At 70.9% G+C, this 13,697-nt stretch carries 13 protein-coding genes and 1 pseudogene; 9 read left to right on the forward strand and 5 right to left on the reverse strand.

Annotated elements, in window-relative coordinates; all coding sequences use genetic code 11:
* Positions 1-29 precede the first annotated feature (29 nt).
* From ABT057_RS36125 to ABT057_RS36145, 5 genes are all read left to right on the forward strand, one after another.
* Positions 30-1,820, forward strand: coding sequence for a thiamine pyrophosphate-requiring protein (locus tag ABT057_RS36125; protein WP_352348109.1), 1,791 nt, complete (start codon positions 30-32; stop codon positions 1,818-1,820).
* A gap of 166 nt (positions 1,821-1,986) precedes the next feature.
* A complete protein-coding gene (locus ABT057_RS36130; RefSeq protein ID WP_352348110.1) occupies positions 1,987-2,367 on the forward strand; it encodes a DUF2795 domain-containing protein in 381 nt (126 codons plus the stop codon).
* Positions 2,364-3,032 (forward strand): diguanylate cyclase, encoded by a 669-nt coding sequence (locus ABT057_RS36135; protein ID WP_352348111.1) that lies wholly within the window; start codon positions 2,364-2,366, stop codon positions 3,030-3,032. Before ABT057_RS36130 ends, ABT057_RS36135 begins: the two co-directional genes overlap by 4 nt.
* 6 nt (positions 3,033-3,038) lie before the next feature.
* Positions 3,039-3,584 (forward strand): type 1 glutamine amidotransferase domain-containing protein, encoded by a 546-nt coding sequence (locus ABT057_RS36140; RefSeq protein WP_352348112.1) that lies wholly within the window; start codon positions 3,039-3,041, stop codon positions 3,582-3,584.
* Complete coding sequence (locus ABT057_RS36145) at positions 3,581-5,686, forward strand: catalase (RefSeq protein ID WP_352348113.1); 2,106 nt, start codon at positions 3,581-3,583, stop codon at positions 5,684-5,686. The genes ABT057_RS36140 and ABT057_RS36145 overlap by 4 nt, the downstream gene beginning before the upstream one ends.
* 30 nt (positions 5,687-5,716) lie before the next feature.
* On the opposite strand, the gene ABT057_RS36150 is transcribed toward ABT057_RS36145, so the two are convergent.
* On the reverse strand, positions 5,717-6,652 hold the full coding sequence (locus ABT057_RS36150) for a helix-turn-helix transcriptional regulator (RefSeq protein ID WP_352348155.1): 936 nt from the start codon (positions 6,650-6,652) through the stop codon (positions 5,717-5,719).
* An 87-nt stretch (positions 6,653-6,739) separates the two neighbouring features.
* Here ABT057_RS36150 and ABT057_RS36155 point away from each other — a divergent pair, with 87 nt between their 5' ends.
* Positions 6,740-7,438 (forward strand): SDR family NAD(P)-dependent oxidoreductase, encoded by a 699-nt coding sequence (locus ABT057_RS36155; protein ID WP_352348114.1) that lies wholly within the window; start codon positions 6,740-6,742, stop codon positions 7,436-7,438.
* 231 nt (positions 7,439-7,669) lie between these two features.
* On the opposite strand, the pseudogene ABT057_RS36160 reads toward ABT057_RS36155, so the two are convergent.
* Positions 7,670-7,930: pseudogene (locus tag ABT057_RS36160) on the reverse strand (DUF6158 family protein); the annotation flags it as partial.
* Between the two features lie 65 nt (positions 7,931-7,995).
* On the opposite strand from ABT057_RS36160, the gene ABT057_RS36165 reads away from it, so the two are divergent.
* Entirely contained in the window at positions 7,996-9,105 is a 1,110-nt protein-coding gene (locus tag ABT057_RS36165) for a baeRF2 domain-containing protein (protein ID WP_352348115.1), read from the forward strand.
* Between the two features lie 153 nt (positions 9,106-9,258).
* Here ABT057_RS36165 and ABT057_RS36170 read toward each other — a convergent pair whose 3' ends face one another.
* Positions 9,259-9,717, reverse strand: coding sequence for a MarR family winged helix-turn-helix transcriptional regulator (locus tag ABT057_RS36170; protein ID WP_352348116.1), 459 nt, complete (start codon positions 9,715-9,717; stop codon positions 9,259-9,261).
* 63 nt (positions 9,718-9,780) lie between these two features.
* On the opposite strand from ABT057_RS36170, the gene ABT057_RS36175 reads away from it, so the two are divergent.
* Positions 9,781-10,149, forward strand: a complete 369-nt coding sequence (locus ABT057_RS36175) for a VOC family protein (RefSeq protein ID WP_352348117.1) — start codon at positions 9,781-9,783, stop codon at positions 10,147-10,149.
* 109 nt (positions 10,150-10,258) lie between these two features.
* Here ABT057_RS36175 and ABT057_RS36180 read toward each other — a convergent pair whose 3' ends face one another.
* Together ABT057_RS36180 and ABT057_RS36185 are read right to left on the reverse strand one after the other, a co-directional pair.
* On the reverse strand, positions 10,259-11,878 hold the full coding sequence (locus ABT057_RS36180) for an ABC-F family ATP-binding cassette domain-containing protein (protein WP_352348118.1): 1,620 nt from the start codon (positions 11,876-11,878) through the stop codon (positions 10,259-10,261).
* Positions 11,879-11,994: 116 nt separating this feature from the next.
* Entirely contained in the window at positions 11,995-12,651 is a 657-nt protein-coding gene (locus ABT057_RS36185) for a histidine phosphatase family protein (RefSeq protein ID WP_352348119.1), read from the reverse strand.
* A 209-nt stretch (positions 12,652-12,860) separates the two neighbouring features.
* On the opposite strand from ABT057_RS36185, the gene ABT057_RS36190 reads away from it, so the two are divergent.
* Entirely contained in the window at positions 12,861-13,682 is an 822-nt protein-coding gene (locus ABT057_RS36190) for a class I SAM-dependent methyltransferase (RefSeq protein ID WP_352348120.1), read from the forward strand.
* Positions 13,683-13,697: the final 15 nt, after the last annotated feature.

A 13,697-nucleotide genomic window follows, 5' to 3' on the forward strand; every position in this document is an offset into this window, starting at 1 on the left:
CCCTGCCCGAGGCCCTGGAGGTCGCGTCCATGAGCGTCAAGGTGTCCGACCACGTTCTGCGGCGGCTGCGCGAGTGGGGTGTGGAGCACGTCTTCGGCTATCCGGGCGACGGCATCAACGGTCTGCTGGCGGCCTGGGGCAGGGCCGAGGACCGGCCGCGCTTCGTGCAGTCCAGGCACGAGGAGATGTCCGCGTTCGAGGCCGTCGGCTACGCCAAGTTCAGCGGCCGTCTCGGGGTGTGCGCGGCGACGTCCGGGCCGGGCGCGATCCACCTCCTGAACGGCCTGTACGACGCGAAGCTCGACCATGTGCCGGTGCTGGCGGTCGTCGGCCAGACCCACCGTACGGCGATGGGCGGCTCCTACCAGCAGGAGGAGGACCTGCACACGCTGTTCAAGGACGTCGCCTCGGACTTCGTGGAGACGGTGACGGTCCCCGAGCAACTGCCGAACGTCCTGGACCGCGCGATCCGCACCACGTACGCCCGCCGCTGCCCCACGGCGGTCATCATCCCCGGCGACGTGCAGGACCTCGAATACACCGCGCCCACCCACGAGTTCAGGATGGTGCCCTCCAGCCTGGACCGCGGAGAGTGGACGACGATCCCCTCGCCGGCGTCGTTGGAGCGGGCGGCCGAGATCCTCAACTCAGGTGACAAGGTGGCGATTCTGGCCGGTCAGGGCGCGGCCGGGGCTCGTGAGGAGGTCGAGCGGATCGCCGAGGTGCTGGGTGCGGGCGTGGCCAAGGCACTGCTCGGCAAAGATGCCCTCAGTGACGAACTCCCCTATGTCACCGGCTCGATCGGCCTGCTCGGCACCCGGCCGTCGTACGAGCTGATGCGCGACTGCGACACCCTGCTGACGATCGGCTCCTCCTTCCCCTACTCGCAGTTCCTGCCGCAGTTCGGCAAGGCGCGGGGCGTGCAGATCGACATCGACCCGCACATGGTGGGGCTGCGCTATCCGTACGAGGTGAATCTCGTCGGCGACGCCAAGGAGACCCTCCGGCGGCTGATCCCGCTGATCCGGGGCGAGGAGCGCGGCCGCGAGTGGTTCGAGACGGTGTGCGACAACGTACGGCGCTGGGACGAGTTGATGGGGCGGCGCGCGGCGCTGTCCGCCGATCCGGTCAACCCGGAGTACGTGGCCCGCGCGCTGGACCCGCTGCTGCCCGCCGACGCGATCGTGACCTCCGACTCGGGCTCGGTGGCCAATTGGTACGCCCGGCACCTCACCATGCGGCGCGGTATGCGCGGCTCCCTCTCCGGCACGCTGGCGACGATGGGCTGCGGGGTGCCGTACGCGATCGGGGCGAAGTTCGCGCATCCGGACCGGCCGGTGATCGCGCTGGTCGGGGACGGGGCGATGCAGATGAACGGGATGGCGGAGCTGATCACCGCGGCCAGGTACCAGGACCGCTGGGAGGATCCGCGGCTGGTGGTCGCGGTGTGGAACAACCGTGATCTCAACCAGGTGACGTGGGAGATGCGCGCCATGGAGGGCGCCCCGTCGTTCCTGCCCTCGCAGCAGTTGCCCGACGTCGGGTACGCCGCGTTCGCCCGTTCCCTGGGCCTCACCGGGGTTCGGGTGGAGAAGCCCGAGGACGTGGCGGCGGGCTGGCGTACGGCCCTGGCTGCGGACGGGCCCGCGGTCGTGGAGTTCCTCACCGACCCCGCCGTGCCGCCGATCCCGCCGCACGCGACGTGGGAGCAGATCGAGGCGACGGCGGAGTCGATCCTCAAGGGCGATGCCGACCGGGGGTCGATGATCAGGCAGGGGTTCAAGGCGAAGGTGCAGGAGTTCCTGCCGGGTGACGGATGACGGTCTTCGGGATCCCGTACACCGGCGTCCGTCACTCGTACACCGTCATCGGTCGCCCGTACACCGTCATCGGTCGCCCGTATACCGGCATCGGTCGCCCGGATGTCGTGTCGGCTTCCGTGCCTCGGGTACGCGGTGGGCCGACCCCGAAGCTCTGGAGGGAGACATGCAGCGAGGCAGCGACCGGCTGAGTGTGCACCGGGACGAGGAGATGAAGCACGAACTGCAGGGCCTGCTCAGGTCCGGGCACCCCACGCGGTCAGAGGAATGGCACGACCCGGAGCCGTCCGCGGAGGACGATCCGCAGGTCTGGGGCGGTCCGGTGGTGCCGGGCACGTCCCGGGCGTCGCTGGCGGCGGTCCGGCTGGAGCTGGGCCGGATCCTGGGGCGCGGCTCCTTCCCCGCCGGACCGGGTGAGTTGTCCACCGTCCTGCGCCGCAGGAACGCGCCGGACGCGCTCGTGGAGGCCGTACGAAGCCTGCCCCACAAGGCCCGTTACGCCAACGCGCAGGAGTTGGCCGAGGCACTGGTCGGGAGCGGCGGGTGACCCGGCCGGACCGGTCCACCGCGATCACCGGTACCGGCACCACCGTCGATGTCGGCGACGCGACCACCCGCTATCTGCTCTACGGACTGCTGCCGAGTTGGTTCGTGCCCGGTCTCGCCGACTGGGTGATGCACCGGCGCACCCGTATCGAGGACACCGCGGGGACCAAGGAATCGTTGATCCATTCCCTGATGATGGCCGAGGTCGGCCTGCCCATCGCGCTCACCCTGCGCTACGAGGTGAACCCGCTGCTGCTGACGGTGCAGTGCGCGGGCGCGGCGGTGCACGAGGCGACGGCGCTGTGGGACGTGCGGACGGCCGTGCGCAGCGAACGTGAGGTCAAGCCGGTCGAGCAGCACATCCACAGCTTTCTGGAGTCGCTGCCGTTCGGCGCCCTGGCCTCGCTGATGTGCCTGCACGCCGACCAGGTGCGGTCTCTGCTGCGCCGCGGGCGTGGCGATCCGGACGCATGGCGGCTGGTGCCGCGCCGCCGGCCGCTCCCGGCCGGCTATCTCGCGGGCATCGCCGCCGCGATCGGCACGTGCGTGCTCCTGCCGTACGGCGAGGAGCTGCTGCGCTGCCGGCGCACGGCCCGCGCGAGGAAGAACGACAAGCGGCGCGCCGGAGGCGACGCGGCCCACTGGCATGCCACGAAAGGACGTTGAAACATCATGCGCATCGCTTTTCTGACGGCACCCGAAGGCGTCGAGCAGGTGGAACTCACCGATCCCTGGCGGTCGGCGGTGGACGCGGGCCACGAGCCCGTGCTGGTGTCGACCGAGGCCGGGGAGATCCAGGCCTTCGACCATCTCGACAAGGCGGACACGTTCCCGGTGGACGAGGTGGTCGGTGAGGCGTCCGCCGGATCGTTCGGCGGGCTGGTGCTGCCCGGCGGGGTCGCCAACCCGGACTTCCTGCGGACCGACGGCAGGGCCGTGGCGTTCGTGAAGGAGTTCTTCGACCGGGGGCTGCCGGTCGCCGCGATCTGCCATGCCCCGTGGACCCTCGTCGAGGCGGACGTCGTAGGGGGCCGTGAGCTGACCTCGTGGCCGAGCCTCGCCACGGACATCCGCAACGCGGGCGGCACCTGGGTCGACGAGCAGGTGAAGATCTGCGACCACGGTCCGAACAAGCTGGTCACCAGCCGTAAGCCGGACGATCTGAAGGCGTTCTGCGAAGCGTATCTCGACGTGTTCGCCAGGGAGGCGGTCCGATGAGCTCATCGGCCGACCGCAAGGATCAGCAGCTGGAGGGTTTCCGCGCCGAGGACCCGGCCTCCGGGCCGCTGACCACCGACCAGGGCGTGACGGTCGACCACACCGACGACTCGCTGGCCGCGGGCGAGCGCGGTCCGACACTGATGGAGGACTTCCACTTCCGGGAGAAGCTCACCCGCTTCGACCACGAACGCATCCCCGAGCGGGTCGTGCACGCGCGAGGCGCGGGGGCCTACGGCTACTTCGAACCGTACGAGTCCTGCGCGGAGTTCACGCGTGCCGCGTTCCTCCAGGACCCGGCGGTGCGTACGCCGGTGTTCGTGCGCTTCTCGACCGTGCAGGGCCCCCGGGGGTCCGCGGACACGGTGCGGGACGTGCGCGGCTTCGCGACCAAGTTCTATACGTCGGAAGGAAATTACGACCTCGTCGGGAACAACTTCCCGGTGTTCTTCATCCAGGACGGCATCAAGTTCCCGGACTTCGTGCACGCGGTGAAGCCGGAGCCGCACAACGACATCCCGACGGGCGCCTCCGCGCACGACACGCTGTGGGATTTCGTGTCGCTCCAGCCGGAGACCCTGCACGCGATCATGTGGCTGATGTCCGACCGGGCGATCCCCCGCAGCTACCGGATGATGCAGGGGTTCGGCGTGCACACGTTCCGGTTCGTGAACGCGGACGGGCGTGGCACGTTCGTGAAGTTCCACTGGAAGCCACGGCTCGGCGTGCACTCGCTGGTGTGGGACGAGGCACAGGAGTGCCAGGGCCGCGACCCGGACTTCAACCGGCGTGACCTGTGGGACTCGATCGAGGCGGGCGAATACCCGGAATGGGAGCTGGGCGTCCAACTGGTGCCGGAGGAGGACGAGTTCGCCTTCGACTTCGATCTGCTGGACGCCACGAAGATCATCCCGGAGGAGCAGGTGCCGGTCCGCCCGATCGGCCGCATGGTCCTCGACCGCAACCCGGAGAATTTCTTCGCCGAGACCGAACAGGTCGCCTTCCACACGGCCAACGTCGTCCCCGGCATCGACTTCACCAACGACCCGTTGCTTCAGGCCCGCAACTTCTCCTATCTGGACACCCAGTTGATCCGGCTGGGCGGGCCCAACTTCAGCCAGCTGCCGGTGAACCGGCCGCTCGCGCCGATCCGCACCAACCAGCGCGACGGCTACCACCAGAGCACGGTCCACCGCGGCACGAACTACTTCCCCAACTCGCTGGGCGGCGGCTGCCCGGCCCACGCGGGCGTCGACGGCGAGGCGATCACCCACTACGCCGAACGGGTCGACGGCGCCAAGATCCGCCGCCGCAGCCCCAGTTTCCAGGACCACTACAGCCAGCCGGCACTGTTCTGGAACAGCATGGCGGACTGGGAGAAGCAGCACATCGTGCAGGCCTTCCGCTTCGAACTGGGCAAGGTCGAGACCCGGGAGATACGGTCCCGCACGGTCGAGCAGCTCGCCCATGTCGACGGCGGCCTGGCGACCCAGGTGGCGCGCGGCATCGGAGTGGCCGAGCCGTCCGGGGCGGCGGAGGCCGCGTCCAAGCTCTCCACCCCCGCCCTCAGCCTGGAGTCGCTGGGCGGCCACGGGCCGATCCGCACCCGGCGGGTCGCTGTACTCCTCACCGACGGGGTGGACGCACAGCAGGTGGCGTCGGTGCGGGAGCAGCTGGTGGCCCAGGGGGCGGTCATGGAGGCGCTGGCGGCGACGGACGGCACCGTGGCGACGGCCGACGGCGAACGGTATGCAGTCGACCGCGCACTGCCGACCGTGGCCTCCGTGCTGTATGACGCCGTGCTGCTGCCCGGCGGTCCCACCGGCACTCCGCCCGTCACCGCCGACCCGGACGCCATGCGCTTCGTACGGGGTGCCTACCAGCACGGCAAGCCGGTCGCCGCGCTGGGTTCCGGAGTGGGAGTGCTGTCGGCGCTGCAGCCGGAGGGGGTGCGGCTTTCCACCGAGTTCCACCGGGTGGTGGCCGACCAGGGCGTGATCACGGACACCTCCCCGGGCACCGCGAGTACGGAATTCGTACAGGCGTTCGTGGATGCGATCGCGGCGCACCGGTTCTGGAACAGGCCGCCGGTGCACGGCTGACGCTTGGCGACCCGTATTCACCACCTTTGTTCAAAAGGCGGACACGGGTGCGCTTTCGCTCGCGGAGCCGGAGCCGGAGCCGGTGTCGGTGTCGGTGTCGCTTCTGGTGCCGGTACCGGCGGCCAGGGCACGCTTCAGCCTCGTCTCGTCCTCGGTGCCCGGCTCCGCGGTCAGGATCACGATCTTGAGCTCGGAGTCCCCGTCGGTCAGGACGTCGCAGTCCACTTTCACGGGCCCGACCTCGGGATGCTCGATCGTCTTGCCGTCCTCACGGTGGGCTGCCACCACCCCGCCGGCCCACAGCCGGGCGAAGGCCGGATTGCCCGTGGTGAGCACACGGATCAGCTCCGCGAGGCGGGCGTCGTGGGGAAAGCGGCCGCTGGCGCGGCGCAGGTCGGACACGATGGCGAGGTCCGAGCTGTCCTGGTCGTTCACCGACACCGGCCAGAGGGCGATGCGCACGTCGTCGCGGCCGACGGGGAAGCGCTCACGGGCGAAGTTGCGCAGTTCCGGCGGCACTGCCGAGGGGTCGCCGACCAGCGCGGCCCACCCGGCGTTCCACCAGATCATCTGCCAGTCCGCGGCGAACACGGCGACGGCGACGTCTCCGAGCCGGTTCAGTACGCGCCGGACGCCCGGCGGGATGTGATCGGGGACCGTGGCGTCGTTCGGCGGGGCCAGCCCGGCCATGCGGTGGAGGTGGTCACGCTCGGCGGCGGTCAGCCGCAGGGCGCCCGCGAGGGCGGTGACGACCTGGGCCGAAGGTGCCGTGGCCCGCCCCTGCTCCAGGCGCACCACGTAGTCGACCGACACTCCGGCACGTTCGGCGAGTTCCTCGCGGCGCAGTCCGGCCGCCCGGCGGGGCCGGCCGGGCGGCATCTCCAAGGCCGACGGGGTCAGCCGCTCCCGCCAGGCGCGGATCGTCGCACCGAGTCCCGCACCCTCTTTCGCCGCCATGCCGCCCATCCTGCCCCATCGCCCGTTCCTGGGACTGCCGTTCCTACGGTCGCAGCGTCCCTGGTACGGCAGCGGCGCGGCTTGCACGATCGTTCCATGACCATCACGTTCATCACCGGGGCCAACAAGGGCCTCGGCCAAGAGACCGCCCGCCGGCTCATCGCGCTCGGCCACACCGTGATCCTGGGAGCACGTGATCCGGAGCGGGGCGCCGCGGCCGCGGCCGCGCTCGGCGCACGGTTCGTCCGGATCGATGTGACGGACGACGCCTCCGTCGCCGCAGCGGCGGCCGACGTCGCCGAACACGAGGGCGTGATCGACGTCCTGATCAACAACGCCGGTGTACACGGTCCGCACGGCGATCCCGGGGGGCTGACCGGCGCGGACGCCCTCGGCGTCTTCGACGTCAATGTCTTCGGTGTGGTCCGGACGACCACCGCCTTCCTTCCGCTGCTGCGCCGGTCGCCGGACCCGGTCGTCATCAACGTCAGCAGTGGCATGGGGTCGCTGGCCATCACCCACGACCCGTCACGGGTCGAGTCCTCCGTCGTCGCACCGCTCTACACCGCCTCGAAGGCGGCCCTGATCATGTTGACCACCCAGTACGCCAAGGGGCTGAAGGGCATCCGCGTCAACGCGGCGGATCCCGGCTACACGGCGACCGACCTGAACGGCCACAGCGGCCCCCAGACCGTCACCGAGGGCACCGACGCGATCGTCCGGCTCGCCACCGAGGAACCCGGCGCCGGCACGGGCCGCTTCATCGACCGCTCCGGCCCACTCGCCCTCTCCTGAGCCGGAGGGCGGGTGCAGCTGCGGACAGCCGCCGGACGACGGGAATCACAGACAGCCGGTCACCGGCCACCGACAGTAGACAGTCGACCGACGACTGCAGACCGCCGACCGCCGACGAGTTCAGACCCCGCTGCCCCCGCCGCCCGGCTCCCCCGGCCCCCACTTCCCCACCGGCGGCTCCGCGGTCGCCGCACCGGCCGGGGTCCGACGTGGACGGGTGCCGCGACCGCCGTTCTCCGCGTCGGCACGCTCCCGGGCGCCGTCACGGGTGCGGCCCGGAGCGACGAAGCGGCGGGGGTTGCGGCGCAGGTACTCGCCCTCGAGCTGGGCCATGCGGTCGTTGTGGGCGCGCAGGGCGTCGTTCGAGCCGTACAGCAGGGTGTCGTGGCGTGTGCGGTGGATCGTCTCCAGCTCTCTCATCAGCTGCTGGTCGTCCAGCCGGTCCGGGTCGACTCCGGTCATGGTGGTGCCCCGCTCGTCGTGTTCGTCCATACGGTTCGGGTACCCGCCCGGGAGCACTGTCGGCACGATCCCCGAGCGGCATCCGGGAGGGAGCCATGGATCTCGCCTTTCTGCATCCACTGTACGAACAATCCGGCCCTTGGGCCTCCGTGTACGTCGACACCTCCCGGCACACGGAGAACACGCCCCACGAGCGTCTCCTGACGGCCGCCGCGATGGCCCGTGAGCTGGACCGGCAAGGGGCCGACGAGAGCACCTGCCGCGCGGTGCAACGCGCGGTGGAGGAGTTGGGCCACTCCCCGGAACCACATGGACGGGCGCTGTTCGCCCGGGCCGGCGAAGTGGTTCTCGATCCGCCGCTGGCCGCGCGGCCCCCGCAGGGGGACCGGGCCGAGTGGGCGCCGCTGCCGCGGGTCGCGCCGCTGCTGGACCTGGCGGACCAGGACCCGGTGTGCGTGGTGGCGTACATCGACCGCAAGGGCGCGGACTTCGAGCTGCGGACGCCGTTGGCGCGCGAGCGGGTGGACACGGTCTCCGGTCGGCAGTATCCGGTCCACCGCACATCGACGGCGGACTGGTCCGAGCGGCACTTCCAGCTGAAGGTGGAGAACACCTGGGAGCACAACGCGGCGGAGATCGCCGACGCGCTCACCGTCTGCCAGGAGGAGACCCGGGCCGATCTGCTGGTGCTGGTCGGGGACGACCGGGAGCGGCGGGCCGTGCACGAGCGTTTGCCGCGACGGCTGCAGGACCGGGTGACCGAACTGCAGCACGGCCCGGGCAGCCGGCTGCTGGACGAGGACGTGGAGAGGGCCCGCGCCGAGCATGTCCGGCGGCGCACCGAAGCCGAGCTTGAACGTTTCCTCAGCGCCCGCGTCCCGGATCCCGAGGGGCGCGCCGGGGCCGTGGAGGGCGTGCCGGCGCTGGTGGAGGCGGCGCGTGAGCACCGTATCGACGAACTGCTGATCCGGCCGGACGGGCCGGACGCACATCGCGAGGTGTGGACAGGCGAGGAAGCGGACCAGGTGGCGGTACGCCGTACGGAGCTGAAGACGCTCGGTGAGCAGCGCTCGTGGGCGGCGCGCGCGGACGACGCGCTGATCCGGTCGGCGGTCGCCACGGACGCCGGCGCGCTGGTCGTACCGCCGGAGGCGGCGGAGGAGGCACCGGTCGGGGGGCTCGGCGCGCTGCTGCGCTGGAAGTGACCCCTGGGGCAGCAGTCGCAGGCCCTCGCCCGGACGGACGGCCCCCGGACGGCCGTGCGGGACGCCACCACCCGGATGCTCGTCGACCGGGCCCGGTTCGACAACTCCCGCTCCTCCTGTCCGGGCGCGGCGAGACGTGCGCCGAGGAACGAGCTATGCACCGTCGCTGCCGGCGCGCAGGGAATGAATCATGCTCTGCAGGATCCGGAACGCGGCCGACTGGTCGGTCTCGGTGATGCCGGCCAGCATTCTGACCTCGACGGACCGGACCGCCACGGTCGCCTTCTCCAGGCTCCGTCGGCCGCGAGGCGTGAGCCGCGCGGGAAGAACCTTCCCCACGGGCGCCTCCGCGGGCCTGGTCACGTAGCCCTCTCGTTCCAGGGCCTGGAGCAGCACGTTCATCGACTGCCGTGTCACGAACGCGCCCCGCGCGAGCTCGGAGTTCGACAAGCCCGGCCGTTGGGCCAGCAACTCCAGGCAGGAGTACTGCGTCACGCTCATCCCGAGTGGCCGCAGCACCTCCTCCATGGCTGTGCGCAGGGCGCTCGAAGCCTCTTTCAGCAGGTAGCCCAGTGATTTGTCCAGGTCGACGCCGACACCGTTTTGACTCATGTCAGAAGTCTGACATACATTGCCTCGTGTCAGGAATCTGACACGAAGAGAAGGAGCATCATCATGCCCGCCACCGGCCCCGACTTCATCTCGCTCCAGGCGCGCGACCTCGACGCTTCGCAGGCGTTCTACGAGCAGTACCTCGGCCTCGTCCGCTCGCAGGCCGGACCTCCGCACGCCGTCGTCTTCGAGACGAAGCCGATCGCGTTCGCACTCCGCGAGGTCATTCCCGGCACCGACCTCGCATCCGTCGCTCAGCCCGGCATCGGTGTCGCGATCTGGCTCCACGCCACCGAGGTCCAGGCCATCCACGACGCGCTCGTCGCCGACGGTCACACCATCGTCTCCGCACCGATCGACGGCCCCTTCGGCCGGACCTTCACCTTCGCCGACCCCGACGGCTACCAGGTCACTCTCCACGACCGCGGCTGACAAGCCGGTCGCCACCGACGATCACCGCCCGGCGCACCTGGAGCACCGCGTCCTGCGGGCCCCGCGCCCTGCCATGCGCCCTGCGCCCAGTGGCCTGTGCCCTGCGGCCCTACCTCGCCCGTTCCACCCGTCGCTCGTCCCACACCGGGTCCGGGGTCTCGCGGACCCGGCCGTCGCTGCCGAAGACCAGGTAGCGGTCGAAGGAGCGGGCGAACCAGCGGTCGTGGGTGACGGCGAGGACCGTGCCGTCGAAGGCCTCCAGACCCTCCTGGAGAGCCTCGGCGGACTCCAGGTCGAGGTTGTCGGTCGGCTCGTCGAGGAGCAGGGCCGTCACGCCCTCCAGTTCCAGCAGCAGGATCTGGAAGCGGGCCTGCTGGCCGCCGGAGAGCTTGTCGAAGGTCTGCTCGGCCTGCTGGGTGAGCTCGTAGCGGCGCAGCCGGGACATGGCGGCACCCCGGTCCTGGGAGTGTTCCTGCCACAGGATGTCGAGGAGGATGCGGCCCCGGAGTTCGGGGTGGGCGTGGGTCTGGGCGAAGTGGCCGGGCACCACGCGTGCGCCGAGCTTGAACTCCCCGGTGTGCGTCACGTCTTCGCCGGCGAGCAGGCGCAGGAAGTGCGATTTGCCGGAGCCGTTGGAGCCGAGGACGGCGACCCGCTCGCCGTAGAAGACCTCCAGGTCGAAGGGTTTCATCAGGCCGGTCAGCTCAAGTCCCTTGCAGGTGACTGCCCTTACACCGGTCCGGCCGCCCTTCAGCCGCATTTTGATGTCCTGCTCGCGCGGCGGCTCAGGCGGCGGGCCGGCTTCCTCGAACTTGCGCAGCCTGGTCTGGGCGGCCTGGTAGCGGGAGGCCAGCTCATGGCTGATGGAGGCGGCCTGACGGAGGTTCAGGACGAGTTTCTTCAGCTGGGCGTGTTTCTCGTCCCAGCGGCGGCGCAACTCCTCGAAGCGGGCGAAGCGTTCACGGCGGGCCTCGTGGTAGGTGGCGAAGCCGCCGCCGTGCACCCAGGCGTCGGCGCCGGTGGGCGAGGGCTCGACGGAGACGATCTTCTCGGCGGCGCGGGAGAGGAGTTCGCGGTCGTGGGAGACGAAGAGGATGGTCTTGCGGGTCTCCTTCAGCCGCTCCTCCAGCCACCGCTTGCCGGGTACGTCGAGGTAGTTGTCGGGCTCGTCGAGGAGCAGGACCTCGTCGGTGCCGCGCAGCAGCGCCTCCAGCACCAGCCGCTTCTGCTCACCGCCCGAGAGGGTCCGTACGAGCCGGAACTGCGCCTTGTCGTACGGCATCCCGAGCGCGGCCGTGGTGCACATGTCCCACAGTGTCTCGGCCTCGTAGCCGCGGACCTCGGCCCAGTCGGAGAGTGCCTGCGCGTACTGGAGCTGCGCGGCCTCGTCGTCGACGGTCATGATCGCGTGCTCGGCCTCGTCGACGGCCTTCGCGACCTCCTGGATGCGGGGCGAGGACACGGACACGAGCAGGTCGCGTACCGTCGTCTCGTCCCGTACGGAGCCCACGAACTGGCGCATCACGCCGAGGCCGCCGCTGACGGTGACCGTGCCGCCGTGCGGCTTCAGCTCGCCGGAGATCAGGCGCAGGAGGGTGGTCTTGCCGGCGCCGTTGGGTCCGACGAGGGCGACCGCGGCTCCTTCGCCCACCCGGAAGGACACGTCGCCGAGCAAGGCCCTCCCGTCGGGGAGGTAGTACTCGAGGTGTGCGGCTTCCAGATGTCCCATGAGGACGCATTCTGCGGGCCGCCCGCACGATGCGCCAAACCGTTATCCGTTGTGCGTCCGGATCGTCGGCGAGGACGGCCGGGCGGGGCGGCAGCCTGGGGCGGCCGCGGCCGACGTCACCCGCTCCCGGTCAGCGGCTGTCCCGTCGGTCCGGGTTCCCCGGTCGGCGCGACCGTGGCGCCCGCCCAGGTCAGGGCCTTCCAGCCGTCGTCCGGTGAGCCTTCCAGGATCACCGTGCCGGTGTTGGCGAGGCGGTGGGCGGCCGCGAAGGGGACGTCGACGTTGTGGGCGCGGGCGGCGCACCAGGTGCGGATGGCGGCGCCATGGCTGATCAGGGCGACCGTGCCGGCGCCGCTTCCGGCCGCCTCGGCGATCACGGCGTCGTAGCGGGCGAGGAACTCGGTGCCGTTCTCTCCGCCCGGGATGCGCGGTTCCGTGTCGCCCGCGGCCCAGGCGAAGACCGTGCGCATGTAGAGCGCGCCGTGTTCGGAGTCGCCGGGCAGCATCTCCAGGTCGCCGGCGAAGATCTCGCGGATGCCGTCGCGGACGCGGATCTCGAGTCCTCGGGCGGCGGCCAGCGGCTCGGCGGTGAGTCTGGTGCGCAGGAGGGTGGAGACGTAGAGGGCGCCGATGTCCTCGTCGGCGAGGGCCGCGGGGAGGGCGGCGGCCTGCCGCTCGCCGAGTTCCGTCAGGCCGGGGCCGGGGACGGCGGTGTCCAGGAGGCTGTCCACGTTGGCCGGGGTCTGGCCGTGGCGGACGAGCAGCAGACGCATGCGGTGACCCTCCTGGTCGCGGATGCCGTTCGGGTGCGGAGACGACGACCACCTCAGGGTACCCGGACGCCCGCCCGCCACATCTGACGGTCCGTCAGTCCATATTTCAGAACATACTGTCTCGGCATACGGTCCTCCGCGTACCGTTGCGGGCATCGCCCCGGTCTCGCGGGAGCCCGGGGGCCGGTTCGTCGAGAAGGGGCTGAGCCATGCCGAAAGCGCAGGAGACCGCCGTCTACACGCACGGACACCACGAGTCGGTGCTGCGTTCGCACACCTGGCGGACCGCCGCCAACTCCGCGGCCTATCTGCTCGGCTCGCTGAAGCCCCATATGAAGATCCTGGACATCGGCTGCGGGCCGGGCACCATCACCGCCGACCTGGCGGCCCTGGTCCCCGACGGGCACGTCACCGGCGTCGACCACGCGCCCGGGATCCTGGACCAGGCCCGGGCCACCGCGGCCGGACGGGGCCTGAGCAACATCGACTTCGCGGTCGCGGACGTCCACGCCCTGGAGTACCCGGACGACACGTTCTGCGTGGTCCACGCCCACCAGGTGCTCCAGCACGTGGGGGATCCGGTGCAGGCGCTGCGCGAGATGCGGAGGGTGACCAGGCCGCGCGGGTACGTCGCGGTGCGGGACTCCGACTACGGGGCGATGACCTGGTATCCCGCATCGGCCGGGATGGACGATTGGCTGGACCTGTACCGCAGGGTGGCGCGGGCGAACGGCGGCGAGCCGGACGCCGGACGCCGGCTGAGGTCCTGGGCACTGGCGGCGGGATTCACGGACGTCACGGCGACCTCCGCCTGCTGGACCTTCGCCACCGCGGAGGAGCGGGCGTGGTGGAGCGGGCTGTGGGCCGACCGCACGGTGGCCTCCGCGTACGCGGAACGCGCCACGGAAGGAGGACACGCCACCGGGGAGCAGCTGGCGGCGGTGTCGGAGGCCTGGCGGGAGTGGGGGCGGCAGGAGGACGGCTGGTTCGCCGTGCTGCACGGGGAGATCCTGTGCCGAAAGGAAGCCTGAGTCGAGGATATTTCC

Source organism: Streptomyces sp. NPDC002588 (assembly GCF_040295925.1).
Taxonomy (GTDB): domain Bacteria; phylum Actinomycetota; class Actinomycetes; order Streptomycetales; family Streptomycetaceae; genus Streptomyces.